17 protein-coding genes and 1 pseudogene are annotated in these 18,312 nt (G+C 68.8%); 12 read left to right on the top strand and 6 right to left on the bottom strand.

Annotation, left to right across the window (positions count from 1 at the left end):
- Positions 1-259: pseudogene (locus AB0J58_RS30545) on the bottom strand (hypothetical protein); the annotation flags it as partial.
- Positions 260-666: 407 nt separating this feature from the next.
- Here AB0J58_RS30545 and AB0J58_RS30540 point away from each other — a divergent pair.
- From AB0J58_RS30540 to AB0J58_RS30500, 9 genes are all read left to right on the top strand, one after another.
- Positions 667-843, top strand: coding sequence for a hypothetical protein (locus AB0J58_RS30540; RefSeq protein ID WP_364222167.1), 177 nt, complete (start codon positions 667-669; stop codon positions 841-843).
- 359 nt (positions 844-1,202) lie between these two features.
- Positions 1,203-1,727, top strand: coding sequence for a helix-turn-helix domain-containing protein (locus AB0J58_RS30535; RefSeq protein WP_364222164.1), 525 nt, complete (start codon positions 1,203-1,205; stop codon positions 1,725-1,727).
- Positions 1,724-2,881, top strand: a complete 1,158-nt coding sequence (locus AB0J58_RS30530) for an MFS transporter (protein WP_364222161.1) — start codon at positions 1,724-1,726, stop codon at positions 2,879-2,881. The genes AB0J58_RS30535 and AB0J58_RS30530 overlap by 4 nt, the downstream gene beginning before the upstream one ends.
- Positions 2,862-4,079, top strand: coding sequence for an aminopeptidase (locus tag AB0J58_RS30525; RefSeq protein WP_364222158.1), 1,218 nt, complete (start codon positions 2,862-2,864; stop codon positions 4,077-4,079). The genes AB0J58_RS30530 and AB0J58_RS30525 overlap by 20 nt, the downstream gene beginning before the upstream one ends.
- Before the next feature lie 569 nt (positions 4,080-4,648).
- A complete protein-coding gene (locus AB0J58_RS30520) occupies positions 4,649-5,317 on the top strand; it encodes a Crp/Fnr family transcriptional regulator (RefSeq protein ID WP_364222155.1) in 669 nt (222 codons plus the stop codon).
- 104 nt (positions 5,318-5,421) lie between these two features.
- Complete coding sequence (locus tag AB0J58_RS30515; protein WP_364222152.1) at positions 5,422-6,348, top strand: hypothetical protein; 927 nt, start codon at positions 5,422-5,424, stop codon at positions 6,346-6,348.
- Positions 6,332-8,362, top strand: coding sequence for a hypothetical protein (locus tag AB0J58_RS30510; protein WP_364222149.1), 2,031 nt, complete (start codon positions 6,332-6,334; stop codon positions 8,360-8,362). The genes AB0J58_RS30515 and AB0J58_RS30510 overlap by 17 nt, the downstream gene beginning before the upstream one ends.
- Positions 8,359-9,483, top strand: coding sequence for a hypothetical protein (locus AB0J58_RS30505; RefSeq protein ID WP_364222146.1), 1,125 nt, complete (start codon positions 8,359-8,361; stop codon positions 9,481-9,483). The genes AB0J58_RS30510 and AB0J58_RS30505 overlap by 4 nt, the downstream gene beginning before the upstream one ends.
- Complete coding sequence (locus AB0J58_RS30500; RefSeq protein ID WP_364222143.1) at positions 9,476-10,810, top strand: DUF4407 domain-containing protein; 1,335 nt, start codon at positions 9,476-9,478, stop codon at positions 10,808-10,810. Before AB0J58_RS30505 ends, AB0J58_RS30500 begins: the two co-directional genes overlap by 8 nt.
- Before the next feature lie 375 nt (positions 10,811-11,185).
- On the opposite strand, the gene AB0J58_RS30495 is transcribed toward AB0J58_RS30500, so the two are convergent.
- From AB0J58_RS30495 to AB0J58_RS30485, 3 genes are read right to left on the bottom strand one after another with little or no spacing between them, the layout of a single operon-like run.
- Positions 11,186-11,776 carry a TetR/AcrR family transcriptional regulator gene (locus AB0J58_RS30495; RefSeq protein WP_364150273.1) on the bottom strand — a complete coding sequence of 197 codons (591 nt, stop codon included), beginning with the start codon at positions 11,774-11,776 and terminating at the stop codon, positions 11,186-11,188.
- 24 nt (positions 11,777-11,800) lie between these two features.
- Complete coding sequence (locus tag AB0J58_RS30490) at positions 11,801-12,526, bottom strand: ABC transporter ATP-binding protein (RefSeq protein ID WP_364150270.1); 726 nt, start codon at positions 12,524-12,526, stop codon at positions 11,801-11,803.
- Complete coding sequence (locus tag AB0J58_RS30485) at positions 12,523-13,665, bottom strand: ABC transporter permease (protein WP_364222140.1); 1,143 nt, start codon at positions 13,663-13,665, stop codon at positions 12,523-12,525. Before AB0J58_RS30485 ends, AB0J58_RS30490 begins: the two co-directional genes overlap by 4 nt.
- 503 nt (positions 13,666-14,168) lie before the next feature.
- Between AB0J58_RS30485 and AB0J58_RS30480 the strand changes: the two genes are divergently transcribed.
- Together AB0J58_RS30480 and AB0J58_RS30475 are read left to right on the top strand one after the other, a co-directional pair.
- Positions 14,169-15,170, top strand: a complete 1,002-nt coding sequence (locus AB0J58_RS30480) for a sigma-70 family RNA polymerase sigma factor (RefSeq protein ID WP_364222137.1) — start codon at positions 14,169-14,171, stop codon at positions 15,168-15,170.
- Positions 15,171-15,232: 62 nt separating this feature from the next.
- Positions 15,233-15,661, top strand: coding sequence for a VOC family protein (locus tag AB0J58_RS30475; RefSeq protein ID WP_364222134.1), 429 nt, complete (start codon positions 15,233-15,235; stop codon positions 15,659-15,661).
- Here the strand turns inward: AB0J58_RS30475 and AB0J58_RS30470 are convergent.
- Positions 15,644-16,168, bottom strand: a complete 525-nt coding sequence (locus tag AB0J58_RS30470) for a MarR family transcriptional regulator (protein WP_364222131.1) — start codon at positions 16,166-16,168, stop codon at positions 15,644-15,646. The two genes, AB0J58_RS30475 and AB0J58_RS30470, sit on opposite strands and share 18 nt — an antisense overlap.
- A 46-nt stretch (positions 16,169-16,214) precedes the next feature.
- Between AB0J58_RS30470 and AB0J58_RS30465 the strand changes: the two genes are divergently transcribed.
- Complete coding sequence (locus AB0J58_RS30465) at positions 16,215-17,489, top strand: multidrug effflux MFS transporter (RefSeq protein WP_364222128.1); 1,275 nt, start codon at positions 16,215-16,217, stop codon at positions 17,487-17,489.
- 55 nt (positions 17,490-17,544) lie between these two features.
- Here AB0J58_RS30465 and AB0J58_RS30460 read toward each other — a convergent pair whose 3' ends face one another.
- A complete protein-coding gene (locus tag AB0J58_RS30460) occupies positions 17,545-18,264 on the bottom strand; it encodes a GntR family transcriptional regulator (protein WP_364222125.1) in 720 nt (239 codons plus the stop codon).
- Positions 18,265-18,312 lie beyond the last annotated feature (48 nt).

Below are 18,312 nucleotides of genomic sequence, written 5' to 3'. Positions count from 1 at the left end.
AGTCGAGCGCGGGCGACGGCGGCGCCTGGTTGTTCTTGGCGACCGGGACGCACAGCTGCTCACGCTGGCCGAGGGTGACGGTCTCGATCGGCAGGTTGCCGAGCACGGGGTTGATGTGCCGCAGTGTGAGCGTGGTGGCGGGCGGCTGGTACGGGTTGGTCTTGAAGCATTCGAGGTCGAGGAAGGCGGTCAGATCCTTTGGTGTCGGCAGCGCGAGGGCGGCGGCGGGCGGCACGCAGAGGAATGCCACGGCGAGCATCGCGACGATGGCGGATGTGAGGCGCCGAAGCGTCGATTTTCTACGCCCGTGAATTCCGATTACGGCTCGGTTCATTGCGGCTCCAAAAATCTGGGGTGGCCTTCTCAACGCCGAGTGTGTGCCTCCACGACCGGACTTTCAATATCGCTACCACTTTTTGTTGTGCGCAGAATTCGGACCGGCGGGCCGGGGGTTGTCATCAGACGTAAAAGCGTTTCCGGTCCGTCGGCAATCGGCGGCTTTATCGACGCTCCACCGACCCGATGGCGCAGGCGATCAGAAAAAGCGCACCGGGGTGGGTTGACATGAGAACGGCCTCCCAGTAGGGCCGAGGCACTCCAGAGATTCCGGACAAATCACTCGATAGGGCCGCAAAATCCCAAGGGAAAGCTGCGGCGGGGTGGACGATGGCCGATCACTACCGCACCGAGGTGATCGAGAAGGCGGTATGGAACTTCACCATTGAAAAGGGAATGATCTTCCACTCCGACAAGGGCTCGAACCACACGTCCGATGAATTCGGTATCGCCGAAGAGGTTGCACATCTGGAGGCCCGCCGGCTGTACCGGCGCATGTCACGGTAACGCCACGGCCAAATCGTTCTTTTCGGCGTTGAAGAACGAATGGCCGAGGTGGTATTTTTTCGCCGGCCGGGCGAGGGCCCGCCGAGCCGCGATCCGTTATGTCGACGGCCGCTACGATCGGCGCCGACTTCATTCACCTGCCGGTCACCGGATGCCGTTCGAAGTCCTCGACGAGTACACGGCGCTTCAGCCGGTGGTTTCCGCCGTTCGAAATGATCCGGGCGGTTCGCCGCCCTGGCCCTCGTCCGCCCGGCGGTCATGCCGTCCCGTCACCACCCGGCACCGCGAACTCGGCGGGATGCCAAGGCGGTGTCCGCCACCCCTTTCCCAAGACATGTTGGAAATGTCATAATCCCAACATGTCTTGGGAAAATGGTGACGGCCTGGTGCCACTGCGCGCGCTGGCGAACCCGCTCCGGATCCGCATCGTGTCGCTGCTCACCGGCACGTCCATGTCGGCCACCGAGGTCGCGGAGGAACTGGGCATCGCCCACGCCTCCGCCAGCTACCACCTGCGCCAGCTGGCCGAGGCCGGCTTCCTGCAACAGGTGGACGAGCGGCCGTCGCCGGGCGGCAAGGGCAGACCCCGCCGGATCTACCGTTACGACCCCTCCAGCGGCGCGCGGCTGGACCGCGCGAACGGCCGGCAGCTCGTGCACGAGGCGCTCAGCACCGACCTGGCACGACGCCTCGCCCAGACAAAGCTGCAGCGCATGTCCATGGACGCCGAGGTATGGCTGGATCGCACCGTGTGGGAGGAGATCGTCGGGCTGATCGAGCAGGCGGTCGCGCTGGCCCACGACAAGGCCGGGCCGCCCCGCTCCGGCGACCGGGTCAAGGTGAGCATGACCGCGATCCTGCTGGAACTCGACGACGTGCGATGACCCGCCCGCTGATGGCGTGCGCGGGAGCGTGCTTCCTGTCGCTCGGGCTGCTCATCCCCACGATCCCCAAGTACGTCACCGGCCCGCTGAACCAGGGGCCGGGCCTGGTCGGCGGTTGCTTGGCGATCACCGCCGTGTGCGCCGTGCTCTTCCGCCCGCCGGCCGGTCGGCTGGCCGACCGGCGCGGCCGCAGGACGGCGGCCTGCACCGGCGCCGCGCTGCTGGCGATCACCTCCTTCGCCGTGCTCATGGTCGAGTCGCTGCCGCTGTTCCTGGCGTGCCGGGCGGTCGCGGGAGCAGGGGAGGCCCTGACCTACGTCGGCCTGGCCGCCGCGGCCAGCGATCACGACCGTCCGGGCGCCGCGATCAACCGTTTCTCCATCGCGGTCAACGCCGGCCTGCTCGCCGGACCGGCGCTCGCCGAGGCCGGCCACTCCGTCGCCGGCCTGCGGGCCGTATGGGCGCTGTCCGGAGCCGTGGCCCTCGCGGCCTTCGTGGCCTGCCTGTTCCTGCCCGCGGGCCCGGTCGTCGCCGGCGATCCGGCCGGTACGAGGAAGGCCGGGCCGCTCCTGCATCGCGCGGGACTGCGTCCCGGGCTGGCGTACTGGGCGTCGGTGTGGGGATACACCGCCTTCAGCGCCTTCCTCCCGCTGCACGTCGCCGCGCTGGGCGGGAGCGGCAGCGGCCCGCACTTCCTCGTCTACGGCGGCGTGCTGCTCGCCGTGCGGCTCGGCTGCCAACGATGGACGAACCGGATGGACCCGCGCGCGACGGCGACCGCGGCACTGCTGGTCACCGCGGCCGGGCTGGCCCTGCTCGTCGCCTGGCCGTCCGTGACCGGGGCGCTGGCCGCCGCGGCGGTGATCGGCGCCGGGCAGGCACTGGGTCTTCCCGCGTTCCTCACGATGGCGGTGGCCGGTCTGCCCGCCGCGCGGCGCGGCTCGGCGGTGGCCACCACGACGGCGTTCTTCGATCTCGGGTTCATGACGGCCGCGCTCGCGCTGGGCGCCATCGTGCAGTCGTCCGGCCTGGTCTACGGCTTCGCCGTCGCGGGCTGCGTGCCGGCCCTGGCGCCGCTGCTGTTCCTCTCCCGCTCTCGCAAGACCCGCAGGACATCACCCCAAGGAGACAGCCGTGACCATTCCCACCGCTGAGCTGGCCGGCTACGCCGACGTCGTCTTCGACGTCGCCGTACCGGTCGTCGCCGGCGACCGGGTGCTGATCAACGCCGAGATCGAGCACGCCCCGCTCGCCCGCGCCCTGGCCGAGGCGGCATACGTCCGAGGTGCTCGCTATGCCGACATCTGGTATTTCGATCCCTACGCGAGGCGATCCCGGGTCCAGCACGCGGACGCGGCCACGCTGAGCGAGGTCCCGGCCTGGCTGGACGCGCGCAACGAGGAGCTGGCCCGCCACTGCGGCATCCTGCTCAACATCCGCGGCGCCGCGGCACCGGATCTCCTCGCCGGGCAGGACCCGGTACGGGCGGGCCTGGACCGCATGCCGTACCTCACGTCGAGGCAGCGGCTGCAGCTCGGCAACCTCGTCCGCTGGGCGATGGTCCCCTGCCCGACCGCGGAATGGGCGCGCGCGGTCTTCGGGGAGCCGGACGAAATCCGCCTCTGGCAGCATCTGCGCCCGATACTGCGCCTGGACCGGCCCGATCCCCGTGCCGCCTGGGAGCAGCGGATCGCCGAGTTGCTGGGCCGCGCGGAGGTGCTGAACGGGATGCGGCTCGACGCCGTCCGGTTCGAGGGGCCGGGCACCGAGCTGACCGTCGGCCTGCTCCCGGACGCGCACTGGACCGCGGCGCGCCTCGAATCCGTGCGGGGGCACCGCTTCCAGGCCAACCTCCCCACCGAGGAGGTGTTCACCACGCCTGATTACCGCCGGGTGGAGGGCACCGTCCGTTCGACGCGGCCACTCGCGCTCAACGGGAACGTCATTCGCGACCTGGAGCTGACCTTCACCGCCGGGGTGGTGACGGAGGTGAGGGCGAGCGCCGGCGCCGAGGTGGTCCGCACCCACCAGGCGACCGACGCGGGCGCGGCCCGTCTGGGCGAGCTGGCCCTGGTCGACGGCTCGTCGCCGGTCGGGCGATCGGGCCTCACCTTTCTCGAGACCCTGCTGGACGAGAACGCCACCTGCCATCTGGCCTGGGGCGCCGGCCTGCCTCCGGGCGTGCCCGAGCACCTGCGCGAACGGGACGCCGCCGGGCTTGAGGCGGCCGGGGTCAACATCTCCGGTGTGCACGTCGACTTCATGGTGGGCGGCCCCGACGTCACCGTCACGGGGATCGGGCACGACGGCGGCGCGATCGAGTTGCTCCGCGGCGACGAGTGGCAGGTCTGAGTCGAAGACGAGTCCGCGGATCCGGTCACGGAGCCGGGTCCAGCCGGTCCCGTACTGCCGGCGTCCGAAAGATCGTGCGTCGCATCCGAACAGACGCACCAAGGGCCAGTCGACACAAGAATATCTATTGTGCATTGAGTTCACGATGTGCTTTACTCGTGATGCACGCTCCCCCTCGAAAGGGAGCCCCGCGACAGCCTCGCCCTACGGGTGCGTCTCGTGTGGCCTCCCATCGCGATCATCAGCCGACCCTTTATGAGGACCCCGACTTACCGACGGCTTCCCGTACGCAAAGACGAAGCGTCCCGAGCAACAGCGCAATCCCAGAGGAGATGCCTGATGTTCCGCCAGATCACGCCAATCACAGGAATATTGTTCCACCCTCCCGGAGATTTCGCCCCACCCTTTTCGGCAAGCCGGACAAACGCCACATATCTACGCCGATAACCATCTAACCTGGCCACCACATATTCCAGGGTGTAGCTTCCAACAGCTTCACATCGATGACTCAAGGCGCTTGATCCGTGATAAATGATCAAATTCCCGTCAGGTGGCCCATTGGCACCCTCATGGACAGACTCAGCCCAGAGGAGCGAAAGGAACTTCTGGGCCTCGTGCCGTCCTCCCCTCGGCAGGCCGGCGAACCACTCATATATCAAGGAGACCGAGAGAGGTCCGAGGTCTATCTACTGAGGTCCGTCCCAGGTCAGCGGCTCACGGCGTGCGTGAAGGTGACGGCCTACCTGGAATCGGGTGGAGCGGCCATATTGGGCATCCGGGTCAGCGGCGATGTGGTCGGCGAACTGGCGGCTCTGCGCAGAGAGCCAAGATCGGCCATGGTGACCGCGTGCAGTCCGATGTTGGTGCACGTCATCCGCGCGGAGGCGTTCACCGACTTCCTCGATCGCCATCCGGCGGCTTGGAATGCACTGGCCAGGATGATCGCCGACCAGCTCGACTGGGCCAACCGCAGAAGAACCGACTTCGCCCAGTTCAGCGTTCCCGTACGGGTCGCGAACGTGCTCGTGGAACTCTCCGGCCGGCATGGAGTCGACAGGGCGGACGGAAAACGGGACCTGGGAGTCGATCTCACCCATGAGGAGATCGCCAATCTCGTCGGGGCCGGAAAAGACGCCGTCTTCAAGGCCATCCGACGTTTCAAGGAACTTGACCTGATCGACCCCGGTCATCGCAGGAAGCTCGTCATCGACCCGGTCGGTCTGGCCGATTACCGGTAAAGCGTACTGGTACGTCTTGAGGCGATGCGATCTTCGCCAGACTCGTCCCCGGCGATCTCCCCCACCGCTCTGGTGGATCTTTCTCGCAACCACAAGGTGACGTGATGCTCGATTCTGATTTCAGCCGCCGCTTGGTCATGGCGGTCGATGCGGAGGGATACGGCCGCGGCGACGACCTACGGCACGACTCGATCCAGTCGGGCCTGGCCCAGGTCATGGACCGTGGCGCACGAGAGGCCGGCCTGCGCCGCGAGACCTGGGCCCGCCAGGAAGCCGGCGACGGTGAGGTCATCGTCCTTCCCGAAAGGGAGGGCGAGCTTCGGGTCATCGACGACCTGGTTCGCCGCGTGCGCAAGGCGCTCCACGACCACAACCGCGAACGCCGAGACGACGCCCGCCTGCGGATACGCGTCGCGATCGGCCACGGCGTCGTGAAACGCGGCGCGATGGGCTTCGTCGGCCAGGTCGTGGTGACCACCAGCCGGCTGCTCGACGCGAAGGCCGCCCGTACCGCCCTGAAGGTGAACCCGCGCGCCGACCTGGTGCTGATCCTCACCGATCGGCTCTATGAGGACGTCGTCCGACAGCTCCACACCTCCTACCGGCCAGAGTCGTTCACTCGGTTGGAGGTACCGACCAAGGAACGCACCGAAATCGCCTGGATGTGGATTCCTTCCGAGGACCTGGATCAGAGAGGAACTGTCGACATGGACAACCTGCCCGAGGTCGCGGACACCCTGTGGGCCCTGATCGCCGGGGGCGCCATCGAACGTCTCGGCGCTTACGGCACCGAGACCGGCCTCGGTGGAGCCCGCAGACTGCTCGCGAAGATCACGAAATTCCGGTCAGAGCAGGGCCGGCCGACCACCCCGGAGTCGCGCGACGACCTGCTGGAGTCCCTGGAGAAGCTGGTGCGCGTCGACCCCACTGCGAAGCGGTTCGCGCAGCAGTTCAATGCCGAGCAGATGACCATAAACCTGATCACCGCTCCCGTTTCCGGTGAGGAGATCAACTTTGGCATCCGAAACTGATTCGCCGCCCGATGGCGTCCTGCTCGGCGAGGCGGCCACGCCGGTGGATCTGACCGATCAGGCCGAGGCGACGGACGAGGGTTTCGCGCAGGTCTCCCAGGTCCAGACCGTCATCAACCACATTCACGGCAACGTGGGGGACGCCTCTTTCGGCATCTCGGCTTCCCGCCCCAGGTCCCGCCGCACCGCAGGACCCGTATCCGCTGACGAGATGGCGGAGGCCCGCACCCGCTACGTGCGCCACGCCACCTACGAGGCCGCCGCCGAACAGCTGGGCAGCCGCAACATGGTGGCCTTGATCGGCAATGCCGGCACCGGCCGCCGGACGGCGGCGCTCAATCTGCTCCATGACGTCGTCGGGGGACGGCGCGAGGTGGTGGAACTCAGCCCGGCCTACACGCTGGAGAAGCTGGCCGCCCGCGAATACCGGAAGGCTCACGGCTATCTGCTGTGCGACTGGCCCAAGGACGACATCGACGGAAGCATCGCCGACTTCCACGTACGGGAGATCGGGCGCCGCGTGCGCGACGCCGGGGCCTACCTGGTGATCACGACGACGGCGACCTCGCTGCCCGAAAGAGACCGGATTCTCTGGCTACCGCCGCCGGCCCGCGACGTCCTGCTGGCCCACCGGGTGGCGCCCGAGGTCGCCGACGAGGCGGCCGCGCGGATCACCGTCGACCATGCCATGGCCGACGTGGTGACACTGGCGTGCGACCTGGCCTCGGGGATCCCGCTGGGCAATGCGCTCGGCAGGCTGGAGTCCGCCGGGCGGCGCGATGTGGTCGCCTGGTTCGACGGCCCGCGTACTCGGGGGGAGCTCTTCGAGATGGCCGCGATGGCCTTCACCGCCGGCCTTCCGGAAGCCGGCTTCGAGTCGCTGCTCGCCCGGCTGGAGTCGATCGCCGGTATCGGCGCCGAGGGTGCGGTCGCCGTTTCCGCGGATGATCCGATGCCGAGCCGCCGCCTGCTTCGGGTGGCGGAGGGCTCGCTTCTCAGCCTGTCGCCGGGGCGCAGGCTGGAGTTCAGGGTCCCGAGTCATCGAACGCATGTGATGCGGGAGCTGTACCGGCGACACGGCATGCGGTTGTGGGAGCCGGTCACCGAATGGCTCCATGAGTGCGCGGCTCTACGCGACCCGAGCGCGCAGGCGGAGATCGCCAGGGGCGTGGCGGTTCTTGCCTCTGTCTCGGACTACTCGTACGTCGAGAGCACTTTTCTCACCCCCTGGGCCCGTGGCAGAGGCGTCATGCGCAGCCAGGCCACCGCCGCGATGGCCATCTCGTGGTTGTGCCTGGACGAGACGACCCGTCCGGAGGTGCTGCGTACCGTCAGCCTGTGGACGCGGGCGTCCGCCGCCAGGCCCAAATTCACCGCCACCCTCGCCTGGTCCGGTGAGCTGGGCATCCGGTTCCCGCTGGAGGCGGTCCGGATGCTCTGGCTACAGATCAGAGGCAGTGAGAAGCCTGTCCGGCATGCGGAGATCGCGCTCGCCCGTCTGTTCGCGGCGCTGACCGAGGCCACCGGTAACGCTCTGCCGATGCTCGACTGGCTGGCGCGTCAGATCGGCAACGACAGGCGGATCGGCCGCGCGGTCGATCCGCTGATTCGGGCGATCCTGAGCGTCCTGTCGGCTCGCGCGGATGGCGTCGGGCCTCCCACGGTCACTGCTCATTTGCGCAGTTGCCCCGGTTCCGCCGTCCCCCTCGCCGAACTTTGGTCCGCGGTTCTCGTCAAACGCCCTCACCGCAGGGATGCGCTGGCCGCCCTGTACGAAGCCGTCTGCGCCTTCGATGAGCGCGACGGCGATGACCGCGACCATGTCCATGCCCTGTTCGCGGCGCTCGTGGAGACGCTCCCCGCGAAGGAACGGCCGCTACTCGCCCACGACCTGCGGCGTTATGCCATCTCCCGCGACACCGACGAGAACCGGCTGGAGATTCTCCTGTCGCTGCTCCGGGTCTTCCTGAGCCCGGCCGTTCTGTCCCTCGACACCACCGGAAAGCGTCCATGAGCTACCCCGTGATCAGCCAGATCCCTCTTGATCCTGTCGCCAGGCAGGGGTTCCTGAGCAAACCCCGGCGCCCGATCTCCAGCCTCCCCCGCCAGCTTCCGCACCAGCGGCTCGTCTTCGAGTACGACGGCACGTTCGTGCTGGGCGACCGGCTGCTGCGCGGCGACGAGCCGCACGTGCTGCACGCCGCCAGCGTCAGCGTCGTGGACGTGGCCAAGGATCACCCCACCACGATCCAGGTGCCGATCAACTCCTCCGGCGCCCATGACTTCACTGTCGCGGTCCAGTTCCGCTGCACGGTCGACGAGCCGATCGAGGTGGTGCGCGCCGGCCTGACCGACGTCACCGAGCACCTGGTCACCTACATCCAGGCCTACCACAAGCTCTTCGAACTCGGCCGTGGCTACGGGTTGCACGAGGTCCACGAGTTGTGGACGCTCGTGCGCGCCCAGGTGAAGGCCTACACGACCGTGGTGCCCTGTGTGCTGCCCGGCATGACGGCCGAATTCTCCGGCCTCAACGTGTACGCCCCCGACGAGATCGCCCAGGGACGGCGGCGCTACGAGACCAGCCTGCACGACATCCAGGGCGAACATGGCCTCCGCGACGTCAAACGCAGGCTCGATCGTGACTTCGAACTCGATGAACAGGATTTTCTGCACGTCAAGGGCCGCGGTGCGAACGACTTCACCCGGCAGGAGGCGGCCCTCGACCGGGATCAGCAGATCACCGAGGCCACGAAAATCAAGGACCTCCTCAACAGTGGTCCCGGCGCCGCCGACGGTCTGTACGTCACCGTTCGCGGTCTCAGCGACCAGCAGGTCGCCGAACGTTACGCCGCCCTGGGCGACCGGGAACACAGCGCCATCCAGCGCGGAATCCAGCTGGAGCACGACCTGCAGGTCGTTCAGGCCCGCGCCCGGGCCGATGTCGTTCGGGCGGCGATCGCCCAGGGCCTGTTCAACGAGACGACCGGCAGGGAACTGCTCGCCACCTTCGACGAAGTCGAGCCGGAAGCGGAGGCGAAGCACCTCGAAGGACCCACTTACCAGGCCCATGCCGAGGTGACGGCAGGCGACACCGACGACGACTTCTTCATGGAGGAGGACGTCCGTGGTTGACATCCTCCACGGTTCCAAGGCCGCCCAGCAGCACAGACGGCGCCCCCGGCGTCGGGAGAAGCCCGATCCTGGGATGTTCCTCCGCCGGTTCACCGGAGTCGACGAGAAGATCCTCGCAAGTGTTCCTCAGGAACGCTCCCGCTACACCAGTCTCGGCGGAATCGTGGTCAGCACCGCGCTCATAGCGGGCACCTCCCTGCTGGGCGCGCTGACACTGCTTTCGCAGGCGTCCCCGCTGTATCTGTTGCCGGTGGCGGTGCTGTGGGGCCTGATCATCGCCAACATCGACCGATTTCTGATCACCAGCCTCACCGGTGACAACGACGGCTGGTCCCGCTGGGGCAACCTGCTGATCCGGCTCGCCCTCGCCGTCGTCATCGGCGTCTTCATCGCCGAGCCGCTGACTCTCAAGATCTTTCAGGAACGGCTCGACCGGCAGATCATGGTAGAACGCGACCAGGCGATCAGCCTGACGGAGAGCCGGTACAAGCAGTGCAACCCCCTCAAAGGGTCGGCTCCCGCGGGTGTCGACTGCGCCGATTTCATCCTCGACGGCGGCGACCAGGCACTCGCCGTCGAAGGCAACATGACGCAGAGGCAGAGCGTCCTCAGTGCCGCGGAGGATCGGCTGGCAGCGGACATGAAGGAGGAGGGGAGGCTGAAGGGGCGCCGCGACCGGGAGTGCTACGGCGGCCGCAGGATCCCGAACTGGACCACGGGCGTGCCCGGCAACGGCCCCGAGTGCAGGGTCAGGAACAACGAGCTCAACACCTTCACCGCCAACCATGACATCCCCCGGCAGCAGGCGGAGGTGGCGAGACTCAGGGCGGAGCTCGGCTCTCTCGCGGCCGATCGCGCCAGTGCCGAAACGGAACGCGCGGCGGCACTCAGCAAGAAGATCACCGAGCGCGTCGAGGAGAGGAAACGGGCCTACACCGACATCGGGCTGCTTGACCGATGGGAGGCCTTGGGCACGGTCGCGGGCCAGAGCGGCATGGTCGACTTCGCTCACTGGTTGTTGCGCGTCATCTTCGTGCTGCTCGACTGCATGCCGATCATCTCAAAGATGCTGAACGGCAGGACCGAGTATGACCGCCTTCTCACTCAGGAGCTGCGCGCGGGCTCGGCCTGCCACGAAGCCGAACTGAACTTCACCACCCGGCAGAGGACCGGCGAGTACGAGATCCGACTGCGCGAGGAAGAGCGCCGGCTGAAAGCCGAACGCGGCCGGATCGACCGAGATCAGCGCGTGGACGAGGCTTCCAGGGACGACGAGATCGATCGCCTCGCCCGTACTTTCATGAGCTCGATGCCTACGCACCGATAACTCTTGTCCCCTCGGCCGCGGGGCCCTTCCGTGGACACCACGGGTCACTTCCTGGGGTGACGTGTCCTTCGGTCCGTCAGTACCGGGCCAGGTTCGCCGGGCTGTCGGGTACCGCCGTCTCGGATGTGAGATCACCGGCCTTGTCGGAACGTATACCGGCCCCAAAGACGTGATTCTCCACACCAGCAACAGCGAGGCCCGCCAGGGGTTCTCCATCGTGCTCACCGGCCGAGCCGTCGACGGGGAGCCGACGCCGAGCGACGAGTCCCGGGAAGTGCGTTGGGTGCCGCGGGACGCGGTTCGCTCACTGTCGATGGACCGCTCAACGCGGCTGCGGATCGGCCACTTCCTTGAAGGACGACGAGACGGCCCCGCTCAGGACGTCGTCTTGCCGGAGGTGCGCACGAACGGCTCCAGCAGGGCCCGCGCGGACTCCCAGGTGGTCTGCAGGTCAGTGCCGGACTCGATCAGCCGGGACCCGGCGAACACGATGGCATTGATCATCTCCGCCGTCTCGGGCACCGCGGGGACGCCGAGGTGGCGCAGCGCCTCCACGAGCGGCTCCAGGAGCTGCTGGTGCATGGCACGGCTCTGCTCGGCGACCGTGTCGCCCGGCGCGACCTCCGCGAGGACGGTGGCCAGCGCGTGCTCGCCCTCGGTGATGAGCTCGAAGTTGGTCAGCACGTAGGCGAGTACCCGGTCGGCGGGGGTCGCGGCAGCGTCCATCGCGGCGGCGACCCGGGCCGACCAGCGGGGGAAGACGTCCTCCACCACCGCGTTGAGCAGGTCCTCCGATGACCGGAAGTACTGGTAAAGGCTGACCCGGGCCAGTCCGGCGCGCGCCGCGACCCGGGTCAGCGTCGGTGGGCGGCCGGTCTCCGCGAGGATCTCCCTGGCCGCGTCGAGCAGCATCCGGTGCTGGGCGGCCCGATGCTCGGCGACGGTCGCCGCCTGAATGCGTGGCACCTGCCCTCCTCCACCATGGTCGGCCTACTTCGACAGTCTCCCATCCACCATCGACAGAACGCGGTCACAGTGGCCGAGCACGTCGTGATCGTGGGTGACCATGATCGTCGCGACTGCGGACTCGTGCGTCTCGTGCGCGAGCAACGTGACGATGTCGTCGCTGCGGGCGCGGTCGAGCGCGGCGGTCGGCTCGTCCACCAGCAGTACGGCCGGGCGGGTGACGAGTGCGCGGGCGATGCCCACGCGCTGTCGCTCACCGCCGGACAACTGGTGGGGGCGGTGCCCGGCGCGGTGCCCCATGCCGACCCGATCGAGCAGCTCTCGCGGGTCGTGACCGTCACCCGCGCGTTTGCCCGCCACGTCGAGCGCGAAGCGGAGTTGGTCGAGCGCGGTGAGGGCCGGGATGAGGTTGCCGGACTGGAAGACGAACCCGATCCGTTCGCGGCGGTGGCGCGCCTTCTCGCGGGCGCTCGCCCGGGAGATGTCGACGCCGTCGAGCAGGACCCGGCCGGTGTCGGGCGTGGTGAGCGCGCCGGCGACGGCGAGCAGGCTCGACTTGCCGGAACCGGACGGCCCGACGACGGCGACGAACTCGCCGGACGCCACGTCGAGGTCGACGTCGTCGAGCGCGGTGACCGTGGCGTCGCCGTCGCCGAGGGACAGGGTGACGCCCTCCACCAGCAGGCCGCGGCGTTCCTGGGCGCCGGCCCGGCGGGAGTCCGGGCGCGGGGACGTGGAGCTGGTGGTCATCTTTGCCCTCCCAGGGCTGCGAGCGGGTCGACGCGGACGATGCGGCCCACGGCCGCCGCGGCACCGGCGAGGCCAAGACCGATGAGGAGCAGCGCGGCGAAGACGAGCGAGCCCACCTCCAGTGCGAACGGCATGGGGGTTGTAGTGAGCAGCGTGCCGCCGCCCACCCCGATCAGGAAGCCCACTGCGGTGGACGCGGTCAGGATGACGGTCGCCTGGATCATCGTGTCCCGCATGAGGTAGCCGGTCGAGGCGCCCATGGCCCGTACGACGGCGAGTTCGTGCTTACGCTGGATCGTCCACACGGTGAAGAACGTTCCGACGACGAGCGCGGAGATGGCGTACAGGAAGACCTGGATGAGCGTGAGCGTGGAGGTCTCGGCGGAGTAGCCGGGGGAGGCGCTGAAGGACTCCTTGAGCGTCATACTCGTGGTGCCCGCCGCGGCGTCGCCGCCGGACAGGTCGATCCGGTTTCCGTCCCGGGCACGCAGGGCGATGGCCGTGGCCTCCTCGTACGCCCCGTCACGCGCCTCGTCGCCCGGCCCGGCGCCCGCGTGCACCTGCTGCCAGGCGCGCAGCGGCAGGTACGCCACGTCGACGTGCCCGAAGGTGCGCTGGTCGCCCGTGGTGCCGACGACCTTGAGCCGGGTGCCCAGGCGGTCGATGACGACGGTGTCGCCGATGGCCAGGCCCTCGTCCAGGACGGTCTGGCTGACCACGATCCCGTCGGGATCGCCGAGTCCCGCGCCGTCGGAGACGGCGGGCGCGAGGAACGAGCCGGGGTCGACACCGAACAGGGCCAGGTCGATCGGCACCTGGGCGCCGGCGGCGGTCGTGGCCTTGGCGTTGACCAGCATGTTGCCGAACGGCGCGGCGCCGCCGACGTCGTCGCGGCCCTTCCACGCCTCGGCCTGGTTCAGGTTGACGGTGCTGCGGGAGAAGGCGGAGTCGGTCTTGGTGCCCTCGGCGAAGGCGAACGCGGTGACGGGCAATCGCTGGAGCCCGGAGACGCCGTCGTTGACGAGCCCGGAGGAGAGGCCGGACAGCAACACGACGAGGATCGCGATGAGGGCGACGACTCCGCCCATCAGGCCGAAACGTGCGCGGGCGAAGACCAGCTCGCGCCAGGCCAGGAACATGGCACTCCTTCACAGGAAGGGATTTCACGGGGACGAGCGCCCCGACTTACCGACGCGCCGTTGGCAAGATACCAACATTGAGTCGGAAAGATAGCGTTCCCGATGTGATCTGCGCGATAGAGCAGGGCCACTCGGCTCAAGGACCCGGTAATCGACAGAAGCCCTGACGAACGCCGCCGAACACGCACCGGGCACGGCCGTACACGTCCGGCTCGTACGCTCCTCGGCCTCAGCGCGGTCGATGACCCGGCCACGGTGGCACCCCTGCCGGGCGCGGCCTCGGGCGGCTCCGGGCCGGTGGGACGTGACGAGCGGTACTGTTCGGCGGCCAACGATGGACGAACCGGATCGCCCCGCGTGGGACGGCGCCCGCGGCACCGCTGGTCACCGCGGCCGGGCCGGCCCTGGCGCCGCTGCCGCTCCTCTCCGCTCTCGCGAGACCCGCCGGGAAGTCATCGGTCTCCCCCGCGTGAGGTGTCGGTGGCGGCGCATATGGTCAGGGCATGGCAGAGACGCCGATCGGTGAGGGTTCCCGGCTGGAGCCGTTCCGGGCCGAACTGACCGGTTACTGCTACCGGTTGCTCGGCTCCGGCTTCGAGGCCGAAGACGCGGTGCAGGAGACGCTGCTGCGTGCCTGGCGGGCGTTCGACCGCTACGACGAGCAACGGGCGTCGCTGCGCACCTGGCTCTACAGCATCGCCACCAACGTCTGCCTCGACATGCTGCGCAGCACGCAGCGCCGGGCCCTGGCCATGGATCTGAGCGGGGCCGCGGACCGCGGGCCGAGCATCGGTGCGCCGCTGTCGGAGCGGATCTGGGTCCAGCCGGTGCCAGACGGTCTCGTGCTGCCGGCGGACGGCGATCCGGAAGAGCTGGCCGTGCAGCGGGAGACGATCCGGCTGGCGTTCGTCGCCGCACTGCAGCACCTGCCGCCCCGGCAGAGGGTGGTGCTGATCCTGCGCGACGTGTTGCGGTGGAGGGCCGGGGAGGTCGCGACCCTCCTGGAAACCACCGTCGCGTCGGTGACCAGCGCGTTGCAGCGGGCAAGGTCGACGCTCCAAGCGATCGACGTCATGCCCGGTGAGCCGTTCCGGCCGTCCGACCCGGGACAGCGCGAACTGCTCGCCCGCTATTGCAGCGCGTTCGAGCGTCACGACATCACCGCGCTCGTCGCCCTGCTGCACGAGGACGCGACGATGTCGATGCCTCCCTTCGCCTGGTGGCTTCGCGGCCGTGACCGGATCGAGCAGGCGCTGCTGGACCCGAACGCGTCCTGCGCGGGCGCACGCCTCGTCCCGGTCGCGGCGAACGGCTCGCCGGCGTTCTGGCAGACCAGACCCGGTCCCGACGGCGTTCACCTGCCCTTCGGGCTGGTTCTCCTGGACGTGTCCGGGGGTCTGATCAGCGGCATCACCACGTACCTGGACGCCGACCGGCTGATCCCGCTTTTCGGCGCTCCGGCCGAGCCCTCCCGGCCGTCGCGAATGATTCCCGCACACCGATGAGTTTCGTGACGCCCCGGCGTATCACCGTGGACGGCCACGCACAGCAGACCTGAGGAGCGGACATGACGACCGTCCAGCCCATCATCACCACATCCGACCTGGCTCGGATGCGAACCTTCTACGAACGCCTGCTCGGGGCGGTGGAGACGAGCCGCTTCCCCGACGACGGTCCCACCTCCTTCGTGAACCTGAGGCTGGGTGACTCGGAAGTCGGACTGGTCAACGAGGCGGCGACCGACCTGTCCGCCCCGCAGCGGATCCTGCTGAGCGTGCGGGTCGACGACGTCGACGGTCTGCTGGAGCAGGTCGGGGCGGCCGGCGGCCGGGTGCTCGGCCCGTCGAACGACATGCCCTGGGGAGAGCGCGTGGCCCACATCCACGACCCTGATGGAAACATGGTCAACCTGACCCAGCAGCTCCGGGGGCACACCGGTTGGGAGACGGCTGAGGACCGGTGCGAGTCGCGCGACCGCTCACCGAGACGGCGGTGAGGCCTCGGTCGAGATCGCGGCGGAGAGGCCGGCCTTCAGGGAGTTCGCCAGCAGGGTCAGTGCGTCCAGGACGCGCGACCGGTCCTCGTCGAGCTGGGCCAGCAGGGCCGCCTCGACGCGCAGCTGCCGCGGGAAGAAGGCGTCGATGACCTTCTCCCCCTCGGGAGTGATGGTGATCAGGGCGACTCGCCTGTCGTTGGGACTCGGGGTGCGGGAGACGTACCCGCGGCTTTCGAGTTTGGCGAGCGTCTTGCTGACGGCCGCCCGGGACAGGCCGTGGTGTTCCGCGATGTGGCGGGCGATGACCGGAGTCCGCGCGTAGCGCAGGGGAATCAGCAGGTCGGCCTCGTGCGCGGCGAGCGGAGCCCCATCGTAGATCGGCTCGATGGCCTGGGTCAGCAGCCCGTTGATCCTCTTCAGCAACTCGACGACCTCCCCGGGGGAGGTGTCGAGGCCGGGATGTTCCGCGGCCCACTGGGCCTGGACGGCGGCGGGCGAGGGCAGCACGACGGCTCCTTTTGTTAACCAGTAAACTACCTGTTACCGTTATCCTATGACGTCCACATCACCCAACCAGCCATTGGCGCGGAGCGCCAACGTGTCGCGGCCTTCGGCGGCCCCGCCGAAGCGGACGTCAGCCCTGGTCCTCGTACTCGGGGCGCTCACCGCGGTGGCGCCGCTCACCGTCGACATGTACGTGCCCGGCTTTCCCTCCATGGGCCAGTCCCTGAACACGAGCAGTTCCGCCGTCCAGCTGACCATGACCGCCTTTCTCGCCGGACTGGTCGCGGGACAGCTCGTGATCGGGCCGATCAGCGACGGCCTGGGGCGACGGCGCCTGCTGCTCGGAGGAGTGGCCGCCTTCGTCCTGACATCCCTGCTCTGCGCGCTGGCTCCCAGCGCGGGACCGCTGACGGCCGCCCGTTTCCTGCAGGGAGTCTCCGGCGCCGCCGGCATGGTGCTGGCCAGGGCCATCGTCACGGACCGCTTCCACGGCCGTGACATTCCTCGCTACTTCGCCGTCCTGTCGCAGATCCTCGGCATCGCGCCGGTGGCGGCGCCCGTTCTCGGCGGTGCGGTTCTCGCCGTCTCCACCTGGCGATCCATCTTCGTCCTGCTGGCCGTCTTCGGTGTCCTGCTGCTGGTCGCGGTAGTGATCAAGGTACCCGAGACGCTTCCGGCCGAACGTCGGCACAAAGACGGGCTGGGCAGCTCTTTCCGCGCCATGGGACGGCTGGCCGGTCACCGGATCTTCCTGGGGTACGTGCTCGTCCTGGCCTTCTCCTCGGCGGCGTTGTTCGCCTACATCAGCGGTTCCAGCTTCGTCTTCGAACGGATCCACCACGTCTCGGCCACCGGCTATTCGATGATCTTCGCGGTCAACGCGATCGGGATGCTGCTGGCCGGCATCACCTTCGGCAGGCTGGCGTCTCGCGTTCCGCTGAACCGCCTGCTCGTTCTCGCAACCGGCGTGGCCCTGCTGGGCGCGCTCGCCCAGGTCGTCCTGGTGGCCGCGGTGGGTGAGACCTTCGCGGGCACCTGGGTCACCCTTTTCGTGAGCATGAGCGCCATCGGCATGGTGTTCCCGGCCGTGATGAGCCTCGGCCAGACAGTCGGGCGCGCCGCTCCCGGTGCCGCCTCGGCCCTGATGGGCGGCCTGCAGTTCCTGTTCGGCGCCATCGCGGCACCGATCGTCGGCCTGTTCGGCGAGTCGAGCTCCATGCCCATGGCGGCCATCATCCTCATCGCCCTGCTCCTGGCGGCCCTCGCCCTGGTCGGGCTCGCCAAGCCCTGGCTCCGCCACGGAGAGGTCGTCGCCTCGCACTGAGCGCCCCTGGCCGGGGGATGACGTACGCGCCGATGCGGCCGTACCGGGAGCCCGGCTACGGGCGGTCCCGGTGCGGGAAGGTGGGGAGGGTCGGGGGTTCGAAGTCGGCGCCGGTCCGCGGGTCGCCGGTCGACTGGGTCAGCAGCAGGCGGGTGGTCTCCAGCAGGTGGTCCTGCATGGCCTGCGCGGCACCCTGGCTGTCGCGGGCCCGGATGTTGTCGAGGATGCGCTCGTGGACCCGCCAGATGTCGGAGAGTGTCCGCGTCTGGGTGGTGGACAGGCCCCGGGCGGACATCTGGGCGCGGGTCGTCGCGACCGACTGGGTCACCCGTTCGTTGCCCGCCGATTCCAGGATGAGCTGGTGGAACTTCACGTCCTCCTCCTGGAAGAGACGTTCGTCCCCGGCCTCGCCCGCCTGGCGCATCTTCTCCAGGGCCTCGGAGACCAGTGCCATCTGGGCGTCGTCCATCATGGTCGCCGCGCGGTACACCGAGGGGACCTCCAGCAGGAAGCGGAGCGAGTAGATCTCCTCGATGTCGCGCGTGGTCATCTGGAGGATCCGGACACCGCGGCTGCGCTCGAATCTGACGACTCCGTGCGTGGCCAGCTGGAGCAGGGCCTCCCTGACCGGGGTCCTGGACACACCGAGCTGGGCCGCTATCCCCACCACGGAGTGCAGCGTCCCGGGAGCCAGTTCGCCGGTGATGATGGCGCGGCGGACCACCTCGAAGGTCCGGGCCGTCAGCGATGCCTGGTCCACCGCAATCTGTTCCATCCGACAAGACTCCCGGGGGGATCGGTCCGGCGCCCGACCGAATGATCA

Origin of the sequence: Streptosporangium sp. NPDC049644 (assembly GCF_040675205.1) — a bacterium.
Taxonomy (GTDB): Bacteria; Actinomycetota; Actinomycetes; order Streptosporangiales; family Streptosporangiaceae; genus Streptosporangium; species Streptosporangium fukuiense.
This window is presented reverse-complemented; position numbering and strand designations above follow the sequence as displayed.

Coding starts and splice junctions, on each gene's coding strand:
- AB0J58_RS30540 (WP_364222167.1), top strand. CDS start 667: ATGGCCGATCACTACCGCACCGAGGTGATCGAGAAGGCGGTATGGAAC.
- AB0J58_RS30535 (WP_364222164.1), top strand. CDS start 1,203: ATGTCTTGGGAAAATGGTGACGGCCTGGTGCCACTGCGCGCGCTGGCG.
- AB0J58_RS30530 (WP_364222161.1), top strand. CDS start 1,724: ATGACCCGCCCGCTGATGGCGTGCGCGGGAGCGTGCTTCCTGTCGCTC.
- AB0J58_RS30520 (WP_364222155.1), top strand. CDS start 4,649: ATGGACAGACTCAGCCCAGAGGAGCGAAAGGAACTTCTGGGCCTCGTG.
- AB0J58_RS30515 (WP_364222152.1), top strand. CDS start 5,422: ATGCTCGATTCTGATTTCAGCCGCCGCTTGGTCATGGCGGTCGATGCG.
- AB0J58_RS30505 (WP_364222146.1), top strand. CDS start 8,359: ATGAGCTACCCCGTGATCAGCCAGATCCCTCTTGATCCTGTCGCCAGG.
- AB0J58_RS30490 (WP_364150270.1), bottom strand. CDS start 12,526: ATGACCACCAGCTCCACGTCCCCGCGCCCGGACTCCCGCCGGGCCGGC.
- AB0J58_RS30485 (WP_364222140.1), bottom strand. CDS start 13,665: ATGTTCCTGGCCTGGCGCGAGCTGGTCTTCGCCCGCGCACGTTTCGGC.
- AB0J58_RS30480 (WP_364222137.1), top strand. CDS start 14,169: ATGGCAGAGACGCCGATCGGTGAGGGTTCCCGGCTGGAGCCGTTCCGG.
- AB0J58_RS30475 (WP_364222134.1), top strand. CDS start 15,233: ATGACGACCGTCCAGCCCATCATCACCACATCCGACCTGGCTCGGATG.
- AB0J58_RS30465 (WP_364222128.1), top strand. CDS start 16,215: ATGACGTCCACATCACCCAACCAGCCATTGGCGCGGAGCGCCAACGTG.
- AB0J58_RS30460 (WP_364222125.1), bottom strand. CDS start 18,264: ATGGAACAGATTGCGGTGGACCAGGCATCGCTGACGGCCCGGACCTTC.